The organism is Salicola sp. Rm-C-2C1-2 (assembly GCF_040196175.1).
In the GTDB taxonomy this organism is placed as follows: domain Bacteria; phylum Pseudomonadota; class Gammaproteobacteria; order Pseudomonadales; family Oleiphilaceae; genus Halospina.
In genome coordinates, this window is sequence record NZ_JBEFNF010000005.1 from 96,881 (window position 1) to 113,161 (window position 16,281).

Here is a 16,281-nt window from a genome sequence, read left to right on the forward strand (position 1 = left end):
ATCAGGGCATGAGCCACATCTGAAAGTGGGCGGGCGTCATGCCCGTCCAGCGTCGGAAACTGCGGCGGAAATTGGCTCTGTCACCATGGCTTAGCCGTTCCGCGATCGCATCCATATCCAGTCCCAATACCTGGGAGAGATAGAGGCTGTAATGCAATCGGGCCTCATCATGAAGCGACTGGAAATGAGTATCGCAATCACGCAGGCGGCGCTTCAGCGATGAAGGACTCATCGCCAGGGCGTGGGCGGTTGTATTGAGGTCTGGCGGGGCCTCAGCGTGGCGTATCAGCAGATGATATAGAGCCTCCGGCAGGGTTGAACGCGGCGCCACGGTGGCCTCTTTGCCAGCGAGCTGATGTCGTGCAACGCTGAACGCTGTGGGCGAACTGTCAGCCCAGCCGACATTCAGATCCTGCAACGGCATTATGATCATGTCGACGCCGGTAGTGAAATGGACCCGCTGTCCTAGATTGACTTCGTGGGCTTCTGGGGTTGTGGGGTGACTTTGCGAGAACAGGAAATACCAGTCCGGAACCCGGCCGCTGCGGTGACGGAAGAGCCCGTATACGGCTGCCATCATAGCCCTTGACACGAACGATCGCGCTCGCCCGGCACCACCATTGATCCACAACAGGTAGCCCCACTGCCGGTCATGCCACCATTGGGGCGCGAGCAGCGGGCACAGGTGATGGCGGTGTTCATAGAGCCCTTGCAGAGCCTGTGCGAGATTAGGCGCATGCTGGAGTAGTGGCGTCAGAGCGCCGTAGTGACCGGGCAGTAACTGGCGTCCCCACAGAAGTGCCAGCTCCTCCGCAGCGCCATGGTGCTGAACGTTAGTAATCAGGCGTCGGTACTGGCGATCTGAGATGAGCGCTTCGCCTGCAAGAATATCGTCCAGAAACAGGCCGGTGTGACGAAGTAACCGGTGGTCGGCCATGCCGCGTGCGCGGGCCAGCTCGATGAGCAGGGCCGGCTGATAATGCGCGGGCAGGTGGCGCTCGTCCTGCGAGCGCCAGTGATCCGGGATGTCACCGGGATCAAGCCGCCGATTCACAGCCATCAGCTCCCTGTTCCTTGGCACTCGCAAGCGCCCGGTTTGCTCGTGCCATCAGGTCCTGGGGTGAGGCACTGAGCGCCAGGGCCACGCCTGCACTGGCAGTGATGGAGATGCGTTCCCCCTCACGGCCGGTGCGATAGGCGAAGTGATGGACGGCGGCGATCAGCTCACGAGTGATGATCGCCGCCATTGTCTCGCCCGTCTGCGCCAGCATGACCGCGAACCGATCCCCGCCGTAATGACACAGCAGATCCCCATCGCGAAGGTTGAGCAGCAGCAGTTCGGTGACCGACTGCAGCATCCGGTCGCCTTCTTCAAAGCCGAAGCGCCGGTTGATGCGGTCAAAATCGTCCAGGTCGATCATTACCAGTGAAACGGGTGAACAATCCTGCCGGGCTCGTTTCAGTTCGATCTCGAGCTGCTGGCTCAGATAGGCGGCGGAGGCCAGGCGGGTGACCGGGTCCACGCTGCGGTGCTCGCGCATGAATCGCTCCCGCTTGCTGAGCTGACTCATGAGGATGCGTTGCTCGCCATACCACCGCACCAGCCCCAGGGTCAGCATGACCATACCAATGGGCATGGGGAGGTTTTCCAGCCAGGTGTCCCAGAGCTGGACGTCCGGGATGAGCAGAAATTCGTCCAGGTTGTCCTGCCACAGGGAGACAAAAATCAGACCAAGCCCGGCAAAGATCAGATTGCTGACGGTGCCTGCGGGGCGGCTGCCGAGAATCAGCAGTGCCCAGCCCAGCACCAGCAGCGCGCCACCGCCCTCACCAAATACATCAAGCCAGTCAATACCGTCCCAGCCCTTGGGGTCGCCCACCATGAAGGCAGCAATCAGCGATAGGGGCAGGTATAGGGCGACGCAGAGCCATTTGAGCGAGTGAAGCTTGAGGGTTTGGGCCAAGATGGAGGTATCCCTCGTGAATAGCGAACTATGAATGCTTTGTTATCAGGTTTGTGTGACATGGGAATGACAGGTGAGGGAGTCAGATCGGATCAGTTCCGGTGGCCGGTCTCAACATGGCTGTCAGATAACTGACATGTAATGCACCCACTGTGTTTGCAGTGACCGGATGGTGGTCAACGTTCAACGCAACCAGAGGGAAACAACCATGAGTGCAAAAGATCCGACATCCCATGAGCCTCGGCTGCGACCGGCGCTGTTGGGAGTTGCCATTGCCGCAGCCTGCGTGCCGGGAATGGCCCAGGGCCAGCAGCAACCGCCGGAGCAGGCGCCCGCGGCGGATGAGGAAATGGTCGTCGTGGGCCAGACAGCCCAGATCCGACGCGCGCTGGATGACCAGCGTGCGTCGGATAACCTCAAGAGCATTATCAAATCTGATGGCATCAATGCCCTTCCTGACTCCAATGCGGCTGAATCACTCCAGCGTCTGCCGGGTATCTCCATCGAACGTGACCAAGGGGAAGGCCGTTTTGTCCGTATCCGGGGTACAGCGCCGAATCTCAACAACACAACCATCGATGGGGTTCGCGTGCCGGCTCCCGAAGATGACCAGCGTGCTGTCGCACTGGACGTTCTTCCCTCTGATCTGATCGAGTCATTAGTGGTGACCAAAGCATTAACCCCGGATATGGACGCGGACGCCGTAGGCGGTAGCGTTGATGTGCGCAGCGTCTCCGCTCTGGACAAAGATGGCCCCTTCTTCAAGATCTCAGGCAGGGCGGGCTATAACACTCTGGTCGAAGAAACCAGTCCCAAGGTGGCGATCTCCGGGGGGCGGACCTTTGAGGTTGGCGGTGGTCGTCTTGGCGTGGCTGCTGCTCTGAGCTATGAGGACCGGGACTTCGGATCGGATAATGTTGAAACTGGTGGAGGCTGGAATTTTGAGGGCGCCGAGCCCGGGCTCGAGGAGCTTGAACAGCGTGACTACACCATCAACCGGGAGCGTACGGGGGCGGCACTGAACCTCGATTACGAGCAGAATGAGAACAACCGGTATTACCTGCGAACCATGTATTCCGAGTTCACGGATGATGAGCAGCGGAACGCGAATATCTACGAGTTCGCCAGTCCACTGGCTGATGGTGGTACCTCAGCACCGGATGAACCGGTGGGTCTTGAGCGTGAGCTCAAGGACCGGGTGGAAACTCAGGAGATCCTCTCTGCCAAGATCGGCGCGGAACACTTTTTCAATCAGTGGACGCTGGAGTACGAGGCGAGCGCCAGTGAAGCCTCCGAAAAGGAAGGCCAGGATCAGCTCGCACTGGGTGAGGCGATCTTTATACCGGAAAACGACATTACTGGCATTACGCTTAATGCCACTAAACGCCCACGCCTGAGCGGCACTGGCGTGGGCAGCAACGGCAATTTTGAGTTTGATGGCGCAGAGCTGGAGAAAGGCGAAGTAACCGACGAGGAAGTGGGAGCCAGTTTTGATCTGAAGCGCGATTTCATGGTCGAAACCCATCCGGCCAGTGTTAAGTTCGGTGCCAAGGCGACCCGGAGAACCAAGGAGCGGGATCTTGAGCTCTATGCCATTGGTGTTGGCGATGTCAGCGGTGATCCGGGGCTGGAAAACTATTCGGGTGGCACGGCTGACTGGCCCTTCGGCGAGTTCGGTTCCGAGATGCAGCCCGGGCCTGTGCGGGATCTTCTGGCTACAGCCGGTGACCCGAAACAATACCGGGACTTGGAAGCCTCCGAAGCTGAAGATTTCAAAATTGATGAAGACATCAATGCGGCTTACGTGATGGGCACCATCGATATCGATGCGCTGCGCCTTACCGGTGGCGTGCGATACGAGGGGACCAGTACCGAGGGCGTAGGGAGCCGTTATGAAGGTGGCAGTCTTGAGCCTTCTACGTCCTCCAACGATTACAGTAATGTGTTGCCGTCGCTGCATGCGCGCTATGAACTCTCGGACCGGACCCTGATCCGCTCCTCGGTTTTCCAGTCCATTGCGCGCCCCGTGTTTGAGCAGATCTCGCCTGGCATCATCATCGATCGCGGCGATCCGGGCATAGAAGATAACGAGGTCGCATTCGGTAATCCAAACCTGGATGAGCTGCAAGCGACCAACCTGGATCTCGGCATTGAGCATTACATGGGGTCGAGTAGCGCGGTTTCCGCCCATCTTTTCTATAAGGACATCGATAACTTCATTTTCGAGACCGACCTGGCAGGAACAGGCCAGACACGCCGTGGTCTGGACATGGACAACTTCCCCGGCGGCGCGGAGACTTTTGAAAACGGCGAGGGTGGTGAAGTAACTGGTCTCGAGCTGGCGGGGAGTCACCGTTTCTACGGCCTGCCCGGGATCTGGAGTAATCTGCTGGTGGACGGCAACGTCACGCTGGCGAACTCGGACGCAACCATTTCTGGCTTCAATCCGGATAAGGACCGGTTTGAAAAGCGCGAGATTGACCTGCCCCGCCAGTCGGATGTCACCAGCAATCTCAGTCTTGGCTACGAGGGTGAGTCATTCAGCATGCGGCTTGCTGGTAGCTATAAGTCGGAGTATCTGGCAGAGACTGGGAATGCACTCGAAAGCACGGGTGACATTTACGAGTCGGATCATTTCCAGCTGGATTTCTCAGGCAGCTATAACCTGACCAATGAGCTGAAGATGACCTTTGAGGTGGTGAACATCAATGACCGGCCCTTCTATACCTATCAGGACAAAGAGTCGTTCAACGCTCAACACGAAGAGTATGGCCGGACCTACCGGCTTGGGCTGACTTACGCCAGCTTCTGAGCACAAGGCGCATCCATCGTGAATGGCCCGTGGGTGAATGCCCACGGGTACTTGCCTTTTGGAAAAGCTCACAATGGGAGATCATTTAATGGCAACAAGGTCATTGCAGAACCTCTGCTCCAGCTTGGCACTGGTTCTTACCGTTACCGTGGCAGCAGGGTGCACGCACTCTGCAACCGACGCCCACAGCAGCACAAACGAATCCGGGGACAAAAAGCTCAAGCTGGGAGAACCCGGCCGGTTGGATCTGCCCGGTGAATGGGCTGCAGCGGTCAGCGGAGGTGAGCAACCGCTGTGGCTCAGCGTGGGAGAGAATAGCGGTGCTCGCCTTCATGACGGACGCGGTCGCGCCATCGCATACTGGGATCGACCGCTGGAATATCTGGATGCACTGCCGCCCTCGGACGACGGCCGTGGTGTCTTTGCGGCGAGGACGATCTACGCCAGTTACAACAGCAACAATGGCCGGCCAGTTCTGTTCGGGATCGGGACCGACGGTGATGGCGTTGCCTTCCAGCCGATGCTGGAGGGGGATGCAACGGAATACGCCGTGGAAGACGTTTGCCTCTATCGGGCAGGTGGGGGCGCTCTCTATCTGTTCATGATGGGTGAGGATTACCGGGCTCACCAGATGATGGTGACTGGCGATGATGGCGACTACCGCTTGCGCCCGGTGCGTGCGTTGCCGGCGCCCCCCGGAGGCGAGTACTGCACGGTGGACCAGACGAGCGGTACTCTTTACCTGAGTGAAGAGGATCGAGGTATTTATGCCTATGAGGCGCAGCCTGAAACCTCCGTTCAGCGGACCATTGTTGAGGTTGCAGCGCCCTGGGGGCATCTGGGTGGTGGTCCCCGGGATCTGGCGATTGGCGCCGGCGATCTCTACACCCTTGAACGTCAGCGCTCAGCACTGCATGGCATCGGCACCGACAATGGCAGCAGTCGTTACGATGGGCGCCATGAACTGGGAAAAAATGCCGCGCCCGAGACTGTGACAGTCAGCCGGGCTAACGGGGAACGCCATCTGATGGTGTTTGATGAGGGGGCGGAGCGGTTTACGCACTTCCCGCTACCTGCCAGCGCAAAGTCTGAGCCGACGCAGCGGATGCCCGAAGTCAGGGCAAGCCTGCAGACTGATTCGGTTGCCAGCCCGGGCGATGCGGCGGATGATCCAGCGATCTGGGTGCATCCCGAAGAACCGGCGCAGAGCCTGATTCTGGGCACGGATAAGCAGGCGGGGCTGTATGTCTATGACCTGGCGGGTCGTGAGCGTCAGTTTATCGGCAACGGTCGGATCAATAACGTGGATGTGCGCTATGGCGCCAGCTTCAATGGCAGCAGAGTGGATGTTGCAGCGGCAACCAACCGCACGAGCAGGACCATCAGCCTCTATGCCATAGATCGTGACGCGGCGCAGCTGTCGCTGGTGACGGAGGTGTCAACACAGCTGGATGAGATCTACGGATTCTGTCTGTACCAGCCTGATGATGGGCCGTTATATGGCTTTGCCAACAGCAAGGATGGCACTGTGGATCAATTCAAGCTCTCGGTCAGCGGCGCTGAATGGTCTGGAGAGCGGGTGCGGCGCTTCAGCGTTCCGAGCCAGCCCGAGGGGTGCGTGGCGGATGATGAGCGCGAGCGTCTCTTTGTGGGCGAGGAAGCCAGAGGCATTCACGCAATTGGTGCGAACCCTGATGACGGCACGCAAACGCGGAGGGTTGCCCCCATCGATAACGAGATTCTGTTTGCGGATGTGGAAGGGCTTAATATTTACCGTGGGGTGAAGCGGGATTATCTGGTCGCCTCGGCGCAAAATAACAATTCCTATGCGCTCTATGATGCGGCGCCGCCGTTTGAGCCGTTGGCGGCCTTCCGTATCGGTATGAACCCGGAAGCCGGAATTGATGGTGCTTCTGAGACCGACGGTGTTTTTGCCACCAATGCCGATCTGGGGCCCGGATTCCCAGAGGGGATGCTGGTGGTTCAGGACGGGCGCAACGTCATGCCCGAAGCCAACCAGAACTTTAAGGCAGTGCCCTGGGAGCGCATCCGGCAGACGCTGGATCTGGACTAGCTGCAGGCTAGTCCAGACTCTGCGGATCCACGTCCACCGCCCAGCGCACGCCGCCGGTGGGCCGGTTCTGCTCCAGATAGCGGCAGAGCTGGTTGGTCAGGCGGTGGAGGGCTGGCCGGTCCTGACTCTGGAACAGGATCTGGGCCCGATGACGGTTGGCTTTGCGGGCAATGATGGCCGGGAAAGGTCCCAATACGTCAACCGGCGTGGAACTGGCTTCGGCGCGGTGGGCAAGATCGTCCAGAAGGGCCAGGCAGTCGGCCATAGAGGGCGCCTCGGCGCGCAATGCGGTCATGAAACTGACTGGCGGTAGGCCCGCCTGCTCCCTTTCGTGCAGCAGGGTATCCGCAACACTGGGGTAGTCTCCTGAACAGAGCTGGTTGAGCATCGGGTGCCCAGACTGGCAGGTCTGGATCAGCACCCGCCCCCCGCGCTCACCGCGCCCGGCACGCCCTGCCACCTGAATGACCAGCTGGGCCAGATGCTCCGGCCCCCGGAAGTCGCTGCTGAAAAGACCGCCGTCCGCATCCAGGATTCCGGCCAGGGTAACGCCGGGAAAATCATGGCCCTTGGCCAGCATCTGGGTGCCCACCAGAATACAGGGAGAACCCTTGCGGACCGGTTCCAGTAGCTCATCCAGCTGGCCCCGCCGGCGGGTACTGTCGCGATCCACCCGGATGACCGGTGTCTCCGGGAAGCGTTCCGCGAGCAGGGTCTCTGTTTTTTCTGTTCCCTGACCTACGGCGTTCAGTGCCTGTTCGCCGCATTCCGGGCAGGCTCGGGGTACGGCCTGCTGGTGCCCGCAATGGTGGCAACGCAGGCAGTTGTCGTAGCGGTGGAAGGTTAGTCGGGCGTCGCAGTGCGGGCACTCAATGGGTGTGCCGCACTCGAAGCACATCACCACGGGCGCGAATCCCCGCCTGTTGATGAACAGCAGCACCTGATTGCCAGCCTCGAGTGCCTGCCCGATGGCCTCCAGCAACGGCGCTGAGAGTCCACCCTTGAGGGGACGGCTGCGTACATCGACCAGTTCTGTACGCGGCAGGGTCGCGTTACCGGCGCGACGTTCCAGTCGGTGCAGGTGGTAGCGCTGCTGTCGTGCGTTGTACCAGGACTCCAGCGAGGGCGTGGCGGAGCCCAGGATCACCGGGCAGTCGCTTTGCCAGGCGCGGTAAATAGCCAGATCGCGCGCCGAGTAGCGAAAACCTTCCATCTGTTTGTAGGAGCCGTCGTGCTCCTCGTCGACCACGATGCTCACCAGGTTTGCGTAGGGCAGAAGAACGGCGGAGCGGGTGCCGATCAGAATCAGTGGCTCGCCCTGGCGCACGCGCGTCCAGGTCGAGAGGCGCTCCGTGGCGTTGAGCGCCGAATGCCAGACGGCGATGCGCGCTCCAAAGTGGGTTTCAAACCGCGCCAGGGTCTGGGGCGTCAGACTGATTTCCGGGACCAGCACCAGCACCTGTGCCTGATCCGGATCCGGCGCCATGGTGATCCGCTGCTTGATGAACTCAATATAGAGCTCGGTCTTGCCGCTGCCGGTAATGCCGAACACGAGGTGACTCGCAAAGCCTTTGCCGGGCGCGTTCAACCCTGCAAGCACCGTGGCCTGATCGGTATTGAGCTCAATCGATGGGGCTGCCGGCCAGCGCTGGGGAGCTTCGCTGGCGGCGTGCTCCGCAGCGAGCCCGCGTGTTTCAAGGTTCTTCAGAACCTCACGGGAGAAACCGGCCGCCTTGATGGAGGTCAGCGGCTGCCCGGGGTGCTGGTTGAGCCAAGCCAGCAGATCCCGCTGGCGCCGGGCCTGGGTTGGGAGGCTGGTGGCATCCGTGGCAAGGGCGGACCAGACGGTGGGCTGCGGCAGGCTGGCTGGGGCTCCGCGTCGGAGTGCCGGCGGCAGCGCCGCAAACACGCACTCGCCCGGTGGATGCTGGTAGTAGCGGGCAGCCCAGAGCAGCAGGTCACGGGTCTGTTGCGGGAGTACCGGCCAGTCCTCCACTATGGCCTCTACCGGCTTGAGCGTCATGTCCGGCGAATCCGGCGGGTCGAGGATCATTACCAGTCCCAGAGCGCGCTGACGCCCCAACGGCACACGTACGCGCTGGCCTGGGCTCAGCGTCATGCCGTCGGGAACGCGGTAATCGAACAGTTGGCGCACCGCACGGGGCAGAGCGATGCGGGCGATTGTCGCCAACGGAGTCTCCTTGCGCTGGATGCTGAATCTGCTATTATGCGCCGCTTACACAGTGGCCGAGGTGCCGGCCGAGAGTCTGCACCGGAATCCCAAATGTTTCAAATGTGGTGCCCGGCAAAAGGCCCGGGTGGCGGCATTGCCTGTCTAAGAGGTCAACCATGAATCACGATATCCAGCCTGAATACCAGGAAATGAAGGCGACGTGCAGCTGCGGCAACGTCATTCACACCCGTTCCACTGTGGGCAAAGACATCCATGTTGATGTGTGCTCGGCCTGCCACCCGTTCTATACCGGCAAGCAGAAGGTCATGGACACGGGCGGTCGTATTGACAAGTTCAACCGGCGTTTCCGCGGCAAAATCGGCGGCGGCAACAGCTAAGTCGACCGGACTTATCTCGATCCAGAAACGGAAGATTGGCCATGTCTGAAGATATGAAGCAAGCAGCGCTTGATTACCACGCCAAGCCGCGTCCCGGCAAAATCAGTGTGGAAATCAGCAAACCGACCCAGACCTCGCGGGATCTGTCCCTGGCGTACAGCCCGGGCGTGGCTGAGCCGGTGCGCGAGATTGCGAAGGACCACGAGAACGCCTACCTGTACACGACCAAGGGTAACCTGGTGGGCGTCATCTCCGACGGCAGTGCCATCCTTGGGCTCGGCAATCTTGGCGCAGTGCCAAGCAAGCCGGTCATGGAAGGCAAAGGGGTTCTGTTCAAGCGGTTCGCCGGCGTGGATGTGTTCGACATAGAAGTGAATTCCGAGAGCCCACAGGCGTTCATCGAAACGGTGGCACGCATGGCGGATACTTTCGGCGGCATCAACCTTGAGGACATCAAGGCGCCGGAATGCTTCGAGATTGAGCGCGCTCTGATCGATCAATGCAATGTGCCGATCTTCCATGATGACCAGCACGGCACTGCAATCGTGACTGCCGCCGGCATGCTCAACGCACTGGAGCTTCAGGGCAAAGCGCTGGAAGAGGCCCGTGTTGTGTGCATGGGCGCCGGTGCTGCGGCCATTGCGTGTATGAAGATCCTGATCAGCTGCGGTGCCCGCCCCGAAAACATCATGCTGCTGGATAGCAAGGGTGTGGTTCATTCCGGGCGAGAGGATCTCAACCAGTACAAGGCTATGTTTGCGGTTGAGACCGAGCGCCGGACACCGGAGGATGCGCTTGAGGACTCTGATGTCTTTGTTGGTCTTTCGGGGCCGGATCTTCTCACGCCGGAAATGCTCAGTTCGATGGCACCGAACCCGATCGTGTTCGCCTGCTCCAACCCGGATCCGGAAATCAAGCCGGAGGTAGCGCTGGAGACCCGCGATGACATCATCATGGCGACGGGCCGCTCTGATTATCCGAACCAGGTGAACAACGTGCTGGGCTTCCCCTTCATCTTCCGCGGCGCACTGGATGTTCGCGCCAGTGAAATCAACGAGGAGATGAAAGTGGCGGCGGTGGAGGCCATCCGTGAGCTGGCCAAGGAATCCGTCCCCTCCAGTATCGCCCAAGCTTACGGCGTGGGTGGGTTCCAGTTCGGAAGGGAGTACATCATTCCCAAACCGATGGATCCGCGCCTGCTGGAGTTTGTGCCGGCTGCTGTGGCGCAGGCGGCCGTGGATAGCGGTGTGGCCGGCAAGAAATACCCGGATCACTACCCGCTCAAGTCCATGGAAGACATCATCTGAGTCTTCGCCAGACAACAGCGCAGTGATAAAAGAAAGCCCCGGTCAGTCTTGGCCGGGGCTTTTTTGTGGGATTCTGGCTGATGCTCAGAAAAGCTGCTGTGAGGGCGTATCCTGCTCGCCTTCTCCATTCCTGCGCTGGTCACTGCCTCCGGAATCACTGGTGGATGCGGGGGCCGGCGCATAGCGGACGCGGAAAATCTCGAATCGGGCGTCGGGATTGTCTGTGCTGGCGGTTTTGCCGGTTTTGGGATCGATGCGACGTGAAACAATACCGGCAGGGCGATCCATGAGCTTCTCAGGCATGCCGTCAAGGGCGGTTTTCATGTAGTTCTTCCAGATCGGTAATGCGGTAACACTTCCGAACTCCCGCCGGCCCAGGGGCTGCGGCTGATCAAATCCAACCCAGGTGCCCGTAGCTAAGCCTTTGTTGAACCCCATGAACCACGTATCCAGCTGGTTGTTCGTGGTTCCGGTCTTGCCCGCAAGATCTCCGCGCCCCAGTGAGCGGGCGGCGCGACCGGTCCCCCTCTGGATTACATCACGCATCATCGATTGGAGGATGTAGATTGCTTCCTCATCCGCAACCCGTTCCATGGTGTGGACAGGCCGGATCGGCTGAGTGGCACCGTTGTCCTCATGGAGGTCAGGTAGGGCTGCGTCGAGTACCGCCTGATCCCTACTGCAGTCGTCGCACTGGTGGATTTGTGGTTTTCCGCGCAGTATCTCGCCCTGAGGGCCGACGACACGCTCAATCACCCAGGGCGTTACTTCGTAGCCGCCGTTGGCAATCATAGCGTAGGCGCGCGTCATCTCCATGGGTGTCATGGCGCCGCTGCCCAGTGCCAGCGAGAGATCATCAGGGAGACGACTGGTATCGAGACCCAGGCTCTCAATGTAATTGAGAGTTCGCCGGATGCCGGTCTGGCGCAGCAGTCTTATGGCCACTAGATTGCGGCTCTGGTACAGCCCCCGGCGCAGCGTTGTGGGGCCGCGGAACTGGCCGCCGGCGTTTTCCGGGCGCCAGGAGGTTTCCAGGTCCTCGTCCTCAAAGACAATGGGGGCGTCGTTGATGGTGGTGGCAGCCGTCGCGCCGTTTTCCAGAGCGGCGAGAAATATCAGGGGCTTGAAAGCGGACCCGGGCTGCCGATGGGCCTGTGTGGCGCGGTTGTACGAGCTCCTGCTGAAGCTGTAGCCGCCGCTCAGGGCCTCAATGCGGCCATTGCCGGGTGACATGGATACAATCGCCCCCTGTGCTCTCGGGACCTGCATCAGCTCCGCGATCAGAGTGTCCTGATCGCTTTCGGGGCCGAGGACGTTCTGGACCGGAATCCGGACATACACCAAGTCCCCGACGGAGACCACGTCTCCGGGAGACTCAGGTTTCGGACCTGTGCGGTTTTCGTCAATGTATTCCCGTGCCCAGCGCATGTGGCGCATGGGAATGGTGATGCGTTCGTGCAGTGGCGTTACAGCTGTGGCTGAGCTGTCCTCTACGTCCACGATGGCGGCTGGAACAAGGTCATTTACCTGCGGGACGTCTTCCAGGCGTTGCGTGAGTGCATCGCGGTCGTTGAGCGTCTCCGGGGCCCATTGATCAACAGGCCCGCGATAGCCGTGGCGCTGGTCGTAGTCCTCCAGCCCGCGTCGGAGTGCGCGCGTAGCAGCCTGCTGCTGTTCGCTGTGCACGCTGGTGTGGATCTCAAACCCCTCACTGTAGATCCGCTCGCCGAACTGGCGCAGGGCCTCCTGACGTGCCATTTCGGCGACATAAGGGGCGTTCAGTGCGAGTTCTGGCCCGTGATAGCGGGCGCTTACATCGTCACTGCTTGCCTGGCGGTATTCGCGATCACTGATATAGCCCAGCGAGGTCATGCGCGAAAGAATCCAATCCCGCCTTGCGAGGGCGCGCTCCGGGTTCGCCAGTGGGTTGGCGGTGGAGGGCGCCTTGGGCAGACCGGCGAGCATGGCCATTTGAGAAAGGTCCAGATCCGACACCGGTTTGCCGTAATAGACTTCGGCGGCCGCTCCTATGCCGTAGGCGCTGCTCCCAAGGTAGATTTTGTTGAGGTAAAGCTGCATGATCTCATCTTTGGAGAGCTCACGTTCAATCTGAAGGGCCAGCAGTATTTCGTTGAATTTACGCAGAAATGTTTGATCGCGTGACAGAAAGAAATTTTTTGCAACCTGCATGGTGATGGTACTGCCGCCAGACTGGATGGAACCGGTCGAGGCCAGCTCCCAGGCGGCACGGCTCAGTCCCCAAGGGTCCACACCATGGTGATCGTAGAAGCGGCTGTCCTCGGCGGCCAGGAATGCTTGGACCTGATGCCGGGGGATATCCGCCAGATCACGTGGCGTTCTTCTCATTTCGCCGAATTCCGCTATCAGTTTGCTATCACGTGTATACACTTTGAGGGGTGTTTGGAAATTTACGTCCCGTAACTGATCAACCGCCGGCAGACCGGGCTGCAGGTACAGGTAGAAAGCGGCCAGAACCATGGCGGCAGCAGCGCCACCGGCGATAAACAGCCTGCTGAGTATGCGGATGTAACGGAGTGTGCGAGACATTTTCTCTGACAATCTTGGACTATACGTCTATCATTTCATAAATTGCTTCAGGAGGCACCGGAAGCGGTAAAGGGTCTGCAAGGATATCGGGAATACCCAGTCCCTGAAACCGTGAACCGTTGCGATCCATTCAGAATACTGGGGTGAGCACGTGTTCGGACTGCTTGGAAAGAAAGCAAACAGCATGCTCGGAGTCGATATCAGCTCAAGCTCCGTCAAGCTGCTGGAATTGTCAAAACAGGGTGATCGATACCGGGTTGAGAGCTACGCGGTTGAGCCCCTGCCGCCGAACTCGGTGGTCGAGAAGAGCATCAACGATGTCGAGGCGGTTGGCGATGTGGTCCGCAAGGTCGTCGGCAGGGCCCGCGTCAGTCTCAAGAACGCGGCCGTGGCGGTGTCCGGGTCAGCGGTGATTACCAAGACCATCCAGATGCCAGCGGGGCTTAACGACTTTGAGATGGAGGATGAGATCGCCAATGAGGCGGATCAATACATTCCCTATCCGTTGGACGAGGTGGCGATTGACTTTGAGGTCCAGGGGCCGTCCGAGGTCAATCCGGACCAGGTCGATGTGCTTCTCGCCGCCTGTCGGAAGGAGAATGTTGATGTGCGCGAAGAAGCGCTTCAGATCGGTGGGCTGACCACCAAGGTGGTTGATGTTGAGGCCTACGCTCTGGAGCGTGCGTTCAGCATGATTGAGTCCCAGCTTGAGCGTGATGCCGAGGAACAGGTGGTGGCGCTGGTGGATATCGGGGCTACCATGATGACATTAAGCGTGCTGGTGGACGGCGAAACCATCTATACGCGCGAACAGCTCTTCGGCGGCAAGCAGTTGACGGAGGAGATCCAGCGCCGGTACGGGCTCAGCCAGGAGGAGGCCGGTCTGGCCAAGAAGCAGGGCGGTCTCCCGGACGATTACGAGACTGAGGTGCTTGAGCCTTTCAAGGAAGCGGTGGTTCAGCAGGTGGCCCGCGCGCTTCAGTTCTTTTTCGGGTCCAGCCAGTACAACACCGTCGACTACGTCCTGCTTGCCGGCGGCACGGCTTCTATCGCCGGGCTTCCCGAGCAGGTGGAAGAAAAAACGGGAACCGCTACGCTGGTGGCGAATCCCTTTGCCGATATGGCGGTGGGATCCAAGGTGAATGCTGCGGGGTTGAGTAATGACGCTCCCTCCTTGATGATCGCTTGCGGCCTGGCGATGAGGAGTTTTGACTGATGGTCCGTATCAACCTCAGACCCTGGCGTGAAGAACTCCGGGCGGAGAAACAGCGCCAGTTTCTGGTGATGCTCGCTGGTGCCCTCATTGTGGGTGCCGGTCTGGTTTTCCTGTGGCAGAGCCATGTCCAGGGCCTGATCGATCACCAGCAATCACGTAACAGCTACATCGAGAATGCAATGGCGGATCTTGAGGAGCAGATCGCAGAGATTGAGGACCTCAAGGAGCGTCGCGAGGAGCTGCTGTCGCGCATGCAGGTGATCCAGGATCTTCAGGGGCAGCGTCCCGTGATCGTGCGCGCCTTCGATGAGATGGTTCAGACGCTTCCAGATGGTCTGTTTTACACCCAGCTGGAGAAAAGCGGCGATCAGGTATCCATTGTGGGGATGGCGGAATCCAACAGCCGGATCTCGAGTCTGATGCGTAACTTTGAGCGTTCCGACTGGTTTGCCGAGCCCAACCTGACAAACGTCTCCGCCGCGGACGACCAGCGGTCCGGTTACAGCCGGTTCAACCTGAGTGTCAAGCAGGTGGTTCCGGATGACAACGAAGCGGAATCGGAGCAGGCACAGTGAACTGGCAGGAAACGTTCGACAACATAAAGAATTTTGATGTCAGCGAGTTGGACTTCAACAATGCCGGCATCTGGCCCATGCCGGTCAAGGTTGGGTTCCTGCTCCTGGTTTTTGGCCTGGTATTGGGTGGCGGCTACTGGTTCTTTGTGAAGGATCTGTACACGGCAGTGGATCGTGCTGCTGAGCAGGAGCAGGAACTGCGCCAGGAATACGAACGCAAGGCCCACCGCGTGGCCAATCTGGATCGCTATCGCCAGCAGATGGTGGAAATGGAGGAAACCTTTGGGGCACTGGTGCGCCAGCTGCCCAGTGACACCGAAGTACCGGGGCTTCTTGAGGACATCACCAACACAGCGCTGGGCAGTGGCCTGGACCTGCAGGAATTCGCCCTGCAGGACGAGGTCCAACGCGATTTCTATGTGGAGCTGCCCATCAACATCCGGGTGCGTGGCACCTATCATGAGCTGGCGACATTCGTGAGCAGTGTGGCCGGATTGCCGCGGATCGTGACCCTGCATGATTTTTCGATCAGCCGGCCGGGCGGCAATGAGGAGCTGCGCATGCAGATGGTGGCCAGGACCTACCGGTATCGGGCAGGAGGCGAGCAATGAGAGTATCCGCAATCGCTCGCTGCCTGGTGATCGCGGGCCTGAGTCTGGCACTGGTGGCCTGCTCAAGGGATCAGGGTTACCAGGACCTCGACGCATTCATGAAGCAGGCGCGTAATGAACCCAAGGGAGAGGTCGAACCTTTGCCGGAGTTCAAGGCTTACGAGGCGTTCACGTACGCCGCCTCTGACCGCCGGTCACCCTTTGAGCCGCCGGCTGAAGTGGTACTGGAGGACGAGGGCGACGATGAGGATGAGCCGAAATCGCAAATCCAGCCGGATGAGAACCGGCCCACGGAACCACTGGAGCGCTTTGAGGTCGGTGATCTGGCAATGGTTGGCTCACTGCAGCGGGCCGACGAGGGGCAGCTCTATGCGTTGGTCCGGGATGCCGACGGAGGCATACACCGCGTCACTGTCGGTGACTATATGGGGCAGAATCATGGGCGCGTGGAGCGGGTAACCGAAACGCGCATCCGGCTGCGGGAAATTGTCGGTGATGGCAGCGGCGGTTGGGTCAAGCGCCCCAGGACACTGTCGCTGGAACAAGAGTGAGCCGGGGTGCTGTCATGCAGATCACTACACGG

12 protein-coding genes are annotated in these 16,281 nt (G+C 59.9%); 8 read left to right on the forward strand and 4 right to left on the reverse strand.

All coding sequences use genetic code 11. The features are described 5' to 3' along the window. Window position 1: 1 nt before the first annotated feature. Both AAF659_RS10150 and AAF659_RS10155 read right to left on the reverse strand, forming a co-directional pair. On the reverse strand, window positions 2-1,060 hold the full coding sequence (locus AAF659_RS10150) for an AraC family transcriptional regulator (protein WP_349751630.1): 1,059 nt from the start codon (window positions 1,058-1,060) through the stop codon (window positions 2-4). Continuing rightward, window positions 1,038-1,964 carry a GGDEF domain-containing protein gene (locus tag AAF659_RS10155; protein ID WP_349751631.1) on the reverse strand — a complete coding sequence of 309 codons (927 nt, stop codon included), beginning with the start codon at window positions 1,962-1,964 and terminating at the stop codon, window positions 1,038-1,040. Before AAF659_RS10155 ends, AAF659_RS10150 begins: the two co-directional genes overlap by 23 nt. Window positions 1,965-2,172: 208 nt before the next feature. Here AAF659_RS10155 and AAF659_RS10160 point away from each other — a divergent pair, with 208 nt between their 5' ends. Beyond that, window positions 2,173-4,776, forward strand: a complete 2,604-nt coding sequence (locus AAF659_RS10160; protein WP_349751632.1) for a TonB-dependent receptor — start codon at window positions 2,173-2,175, stop codon at window positions 4,774-4,776. Window positions 4,777-4,864: 88 nt separating this feature from the next. Then, window positions 4,865-6,850, forward strand: a complete 1,986-nt coding sequence (locus AAF659_RS10165) for a phytase (protein WP_349751633.1) — start codon at window positions 4,865-4,867, stop codon at window positions 6,848-6,850. A gap of 7 nt (window positions 6,851-6,857) precedes the next feature. Here the strand turns inward: AAF659_RS10165 and AAF659_RS10170 are convergent, their stop codons facing one another. Continuing rightward, window positions 6,858-9,041 carry a primosomal protein N' gene (locus AAF659_RS10170; RefSeq protein WP_349751634.1) on the reverse strand — a complete coding sequence of 728 codons (2,184 nt, stop codon included), beginning with the start codon at window positions 9,039-9,041 and terminating at the stop codon, window positions 6,858-6,860. 158 nt (window positions 9,042-9,199) lie between these two features. Between AAF659_RS10170 and rpmE the strand changes: the two genes are divergently transcribed. Further along, window positions 9,200-9,421, forward strand: a complete 222-nt coding sequence (rpmE, locus tag AAF659_RS10175) for a 50S ribosomal protein L31 (RefSeq protein WP_349751635.1) — start codon at window positions 9,200-9,202, stop codon at window positions 9,419-9,421. Between the two features lie 41 nt (window positions 9,422-9,462). Then, the gene (locus AAF659_RS10180; RefSeq protein WP_349751636.1) at window positions 9,463-10,728 is read left to right on the forward strand and encodes a malic enzyme-like NAD(P)-binding protein; all 1,266 of its coding nucleotides are present in this window, start codon (window positions 9,463-9,465) and stop codon (window positions 10,726-10,728) included. Window positions 10,729-10,812: 84 nt separating this feature from the next. On the opposite strand, the gene AAF659_RS10185 is transcribed toward AAF659_RS10180, so the two are convergent. Beyond that, window positions 10,813-13,296: a penicillin-binding protein 1A gene (locus AAF659_RS10185; protein WP_349751637.1), complete on the reverse strand. Its 2,484-nt coding sequence runs from the start codon at window positions 13,294-13,296 to the stop codon at window positions 10,813-10,815. 151 nt (window positions 13,297-13,447) lie between these two features. Here AAF659_RS10185 and AAF659_RS10190 point away from each other — a divergent pair, with 151 nt between their 5' ends. From AAF659_RS10190 to AAF659_RS10205, 4 genes are read left to right on the forward strand one after another with little or no spacing between them, the layout of a single operon-like run. Beyond that, window positions 13,448-14,512, forward strand: a complete 1,065-nt coding sequence (locus tag AAF659_RS10190; RefSeq protein WP_502949204.1) for a pilus assembly protein PilM — start codon at window positions 13,448-13,450, stop codon at window positions 14,510-14,512. Continuing rightward, window positions 14,512-15,087 carry a PilN domain-containing protein gene (locus tag AAF659_RS10195; RefSeq protein ID WP_349751639.1) on the forward strand — a complete coding sequence of 192 codons (576 nt, stop codon included), beginning with the start codon at window positions 14,512-14,514 and terminating at the stop codon, window positions 15,085-15,087. Before AAF659_RS10190 ends, AAF659_RS10195 begins: the two co-directional genes overlap by 1 nt. Continuing rightward, window positions 15,084-15,698, forward strand: a complete 615-nt coding sequence (locus tag AAF659_RS10200) for a type IV pilus inner membrane component PilO (protein WP_349751640.1) — start codon at window positions 15,084-15,086, stop codon at window positions 15,696-15,698. The genes AAF659_RS10195 and AAF659_RS10200 overlap by 4 nt, the downstream gene beginning before the upstream one ends. Then, a complete protein-coding gene (locus AAF659_RS10205) occupies window positions 15,695-16,249 on the forward strand; it encodes a pilus assembly protein PilP (RefSeq protein WP_349751641.1) in 555 nt (184 codons plus the stop codon). The genes AAF659_RS10200 and AAF659_RS10205 overlap by 4 nt, the downstream gene beginning before the upstream one ends. Window positions 16,250-16,281: the final 32 nt, after the last annotated feature.

Excerpts from the sequence above, each read along its gene's own strand:
- AAF659_RS10150 (WP_349751630.1), bottom strand. The coding sequence starts at position 1,060 with ATGGCTGTGAATCGGCGGCTTGATCCCGGTGACATCCCGGATCACTGG.
- AAF659_RS10160 (WP_349751632.1), top strand. The coding sequence starts at position 2,173 with ATGAGTGCAAAAGATCCGACATCCCATGAGCCTCGGCTGCGACCGGCG.
- AAF659_RS10165 (WP_349751633.1), top strand. The coding sequence starts at position 4,865 with ATGGCAACAAGGTCATTGCAGAACCTCTGCTCCAGCTTGGCACTGGTT.
- rpmE (WP_349751635.1), top strand. The coding sequence starts at position 9,200 with ATGAATCACGATATCCAGCCTGAATACCAGGAAATGAAGGCGACGTGC.
- AAF659_RS10180 (WP_349751636.1), top strand. The coding sequence starts at position 9,463 with ATGTCTGAAGATATGAAGCAAGCAGCGCTTGATTACCACGCCAAGCCG.
- AAF659_RS10185 (WP_349751637.1), bottom strand. The coding sequence starts at position 13,296 with ATGTCTCGCACACTCCGTTACATCCGCATACTCAGCAGGCTGTTTATC.
- AAF659_RS10195 (WP_349751639.1), top strand. The coding sequence starts at position 14,512 with ATGGTCCGTATCAACCTCAGACCCTGGCGTGAAGAACTCCGGGCGGAG.
- AAF659_RS10205 (WP_349751641.1), top strand. The coding sequence starts at position 15,695 with ATGAGAGTATCCGCAATCGCTCGCTGCCTGGTGATCGCGGGCCTGAGT.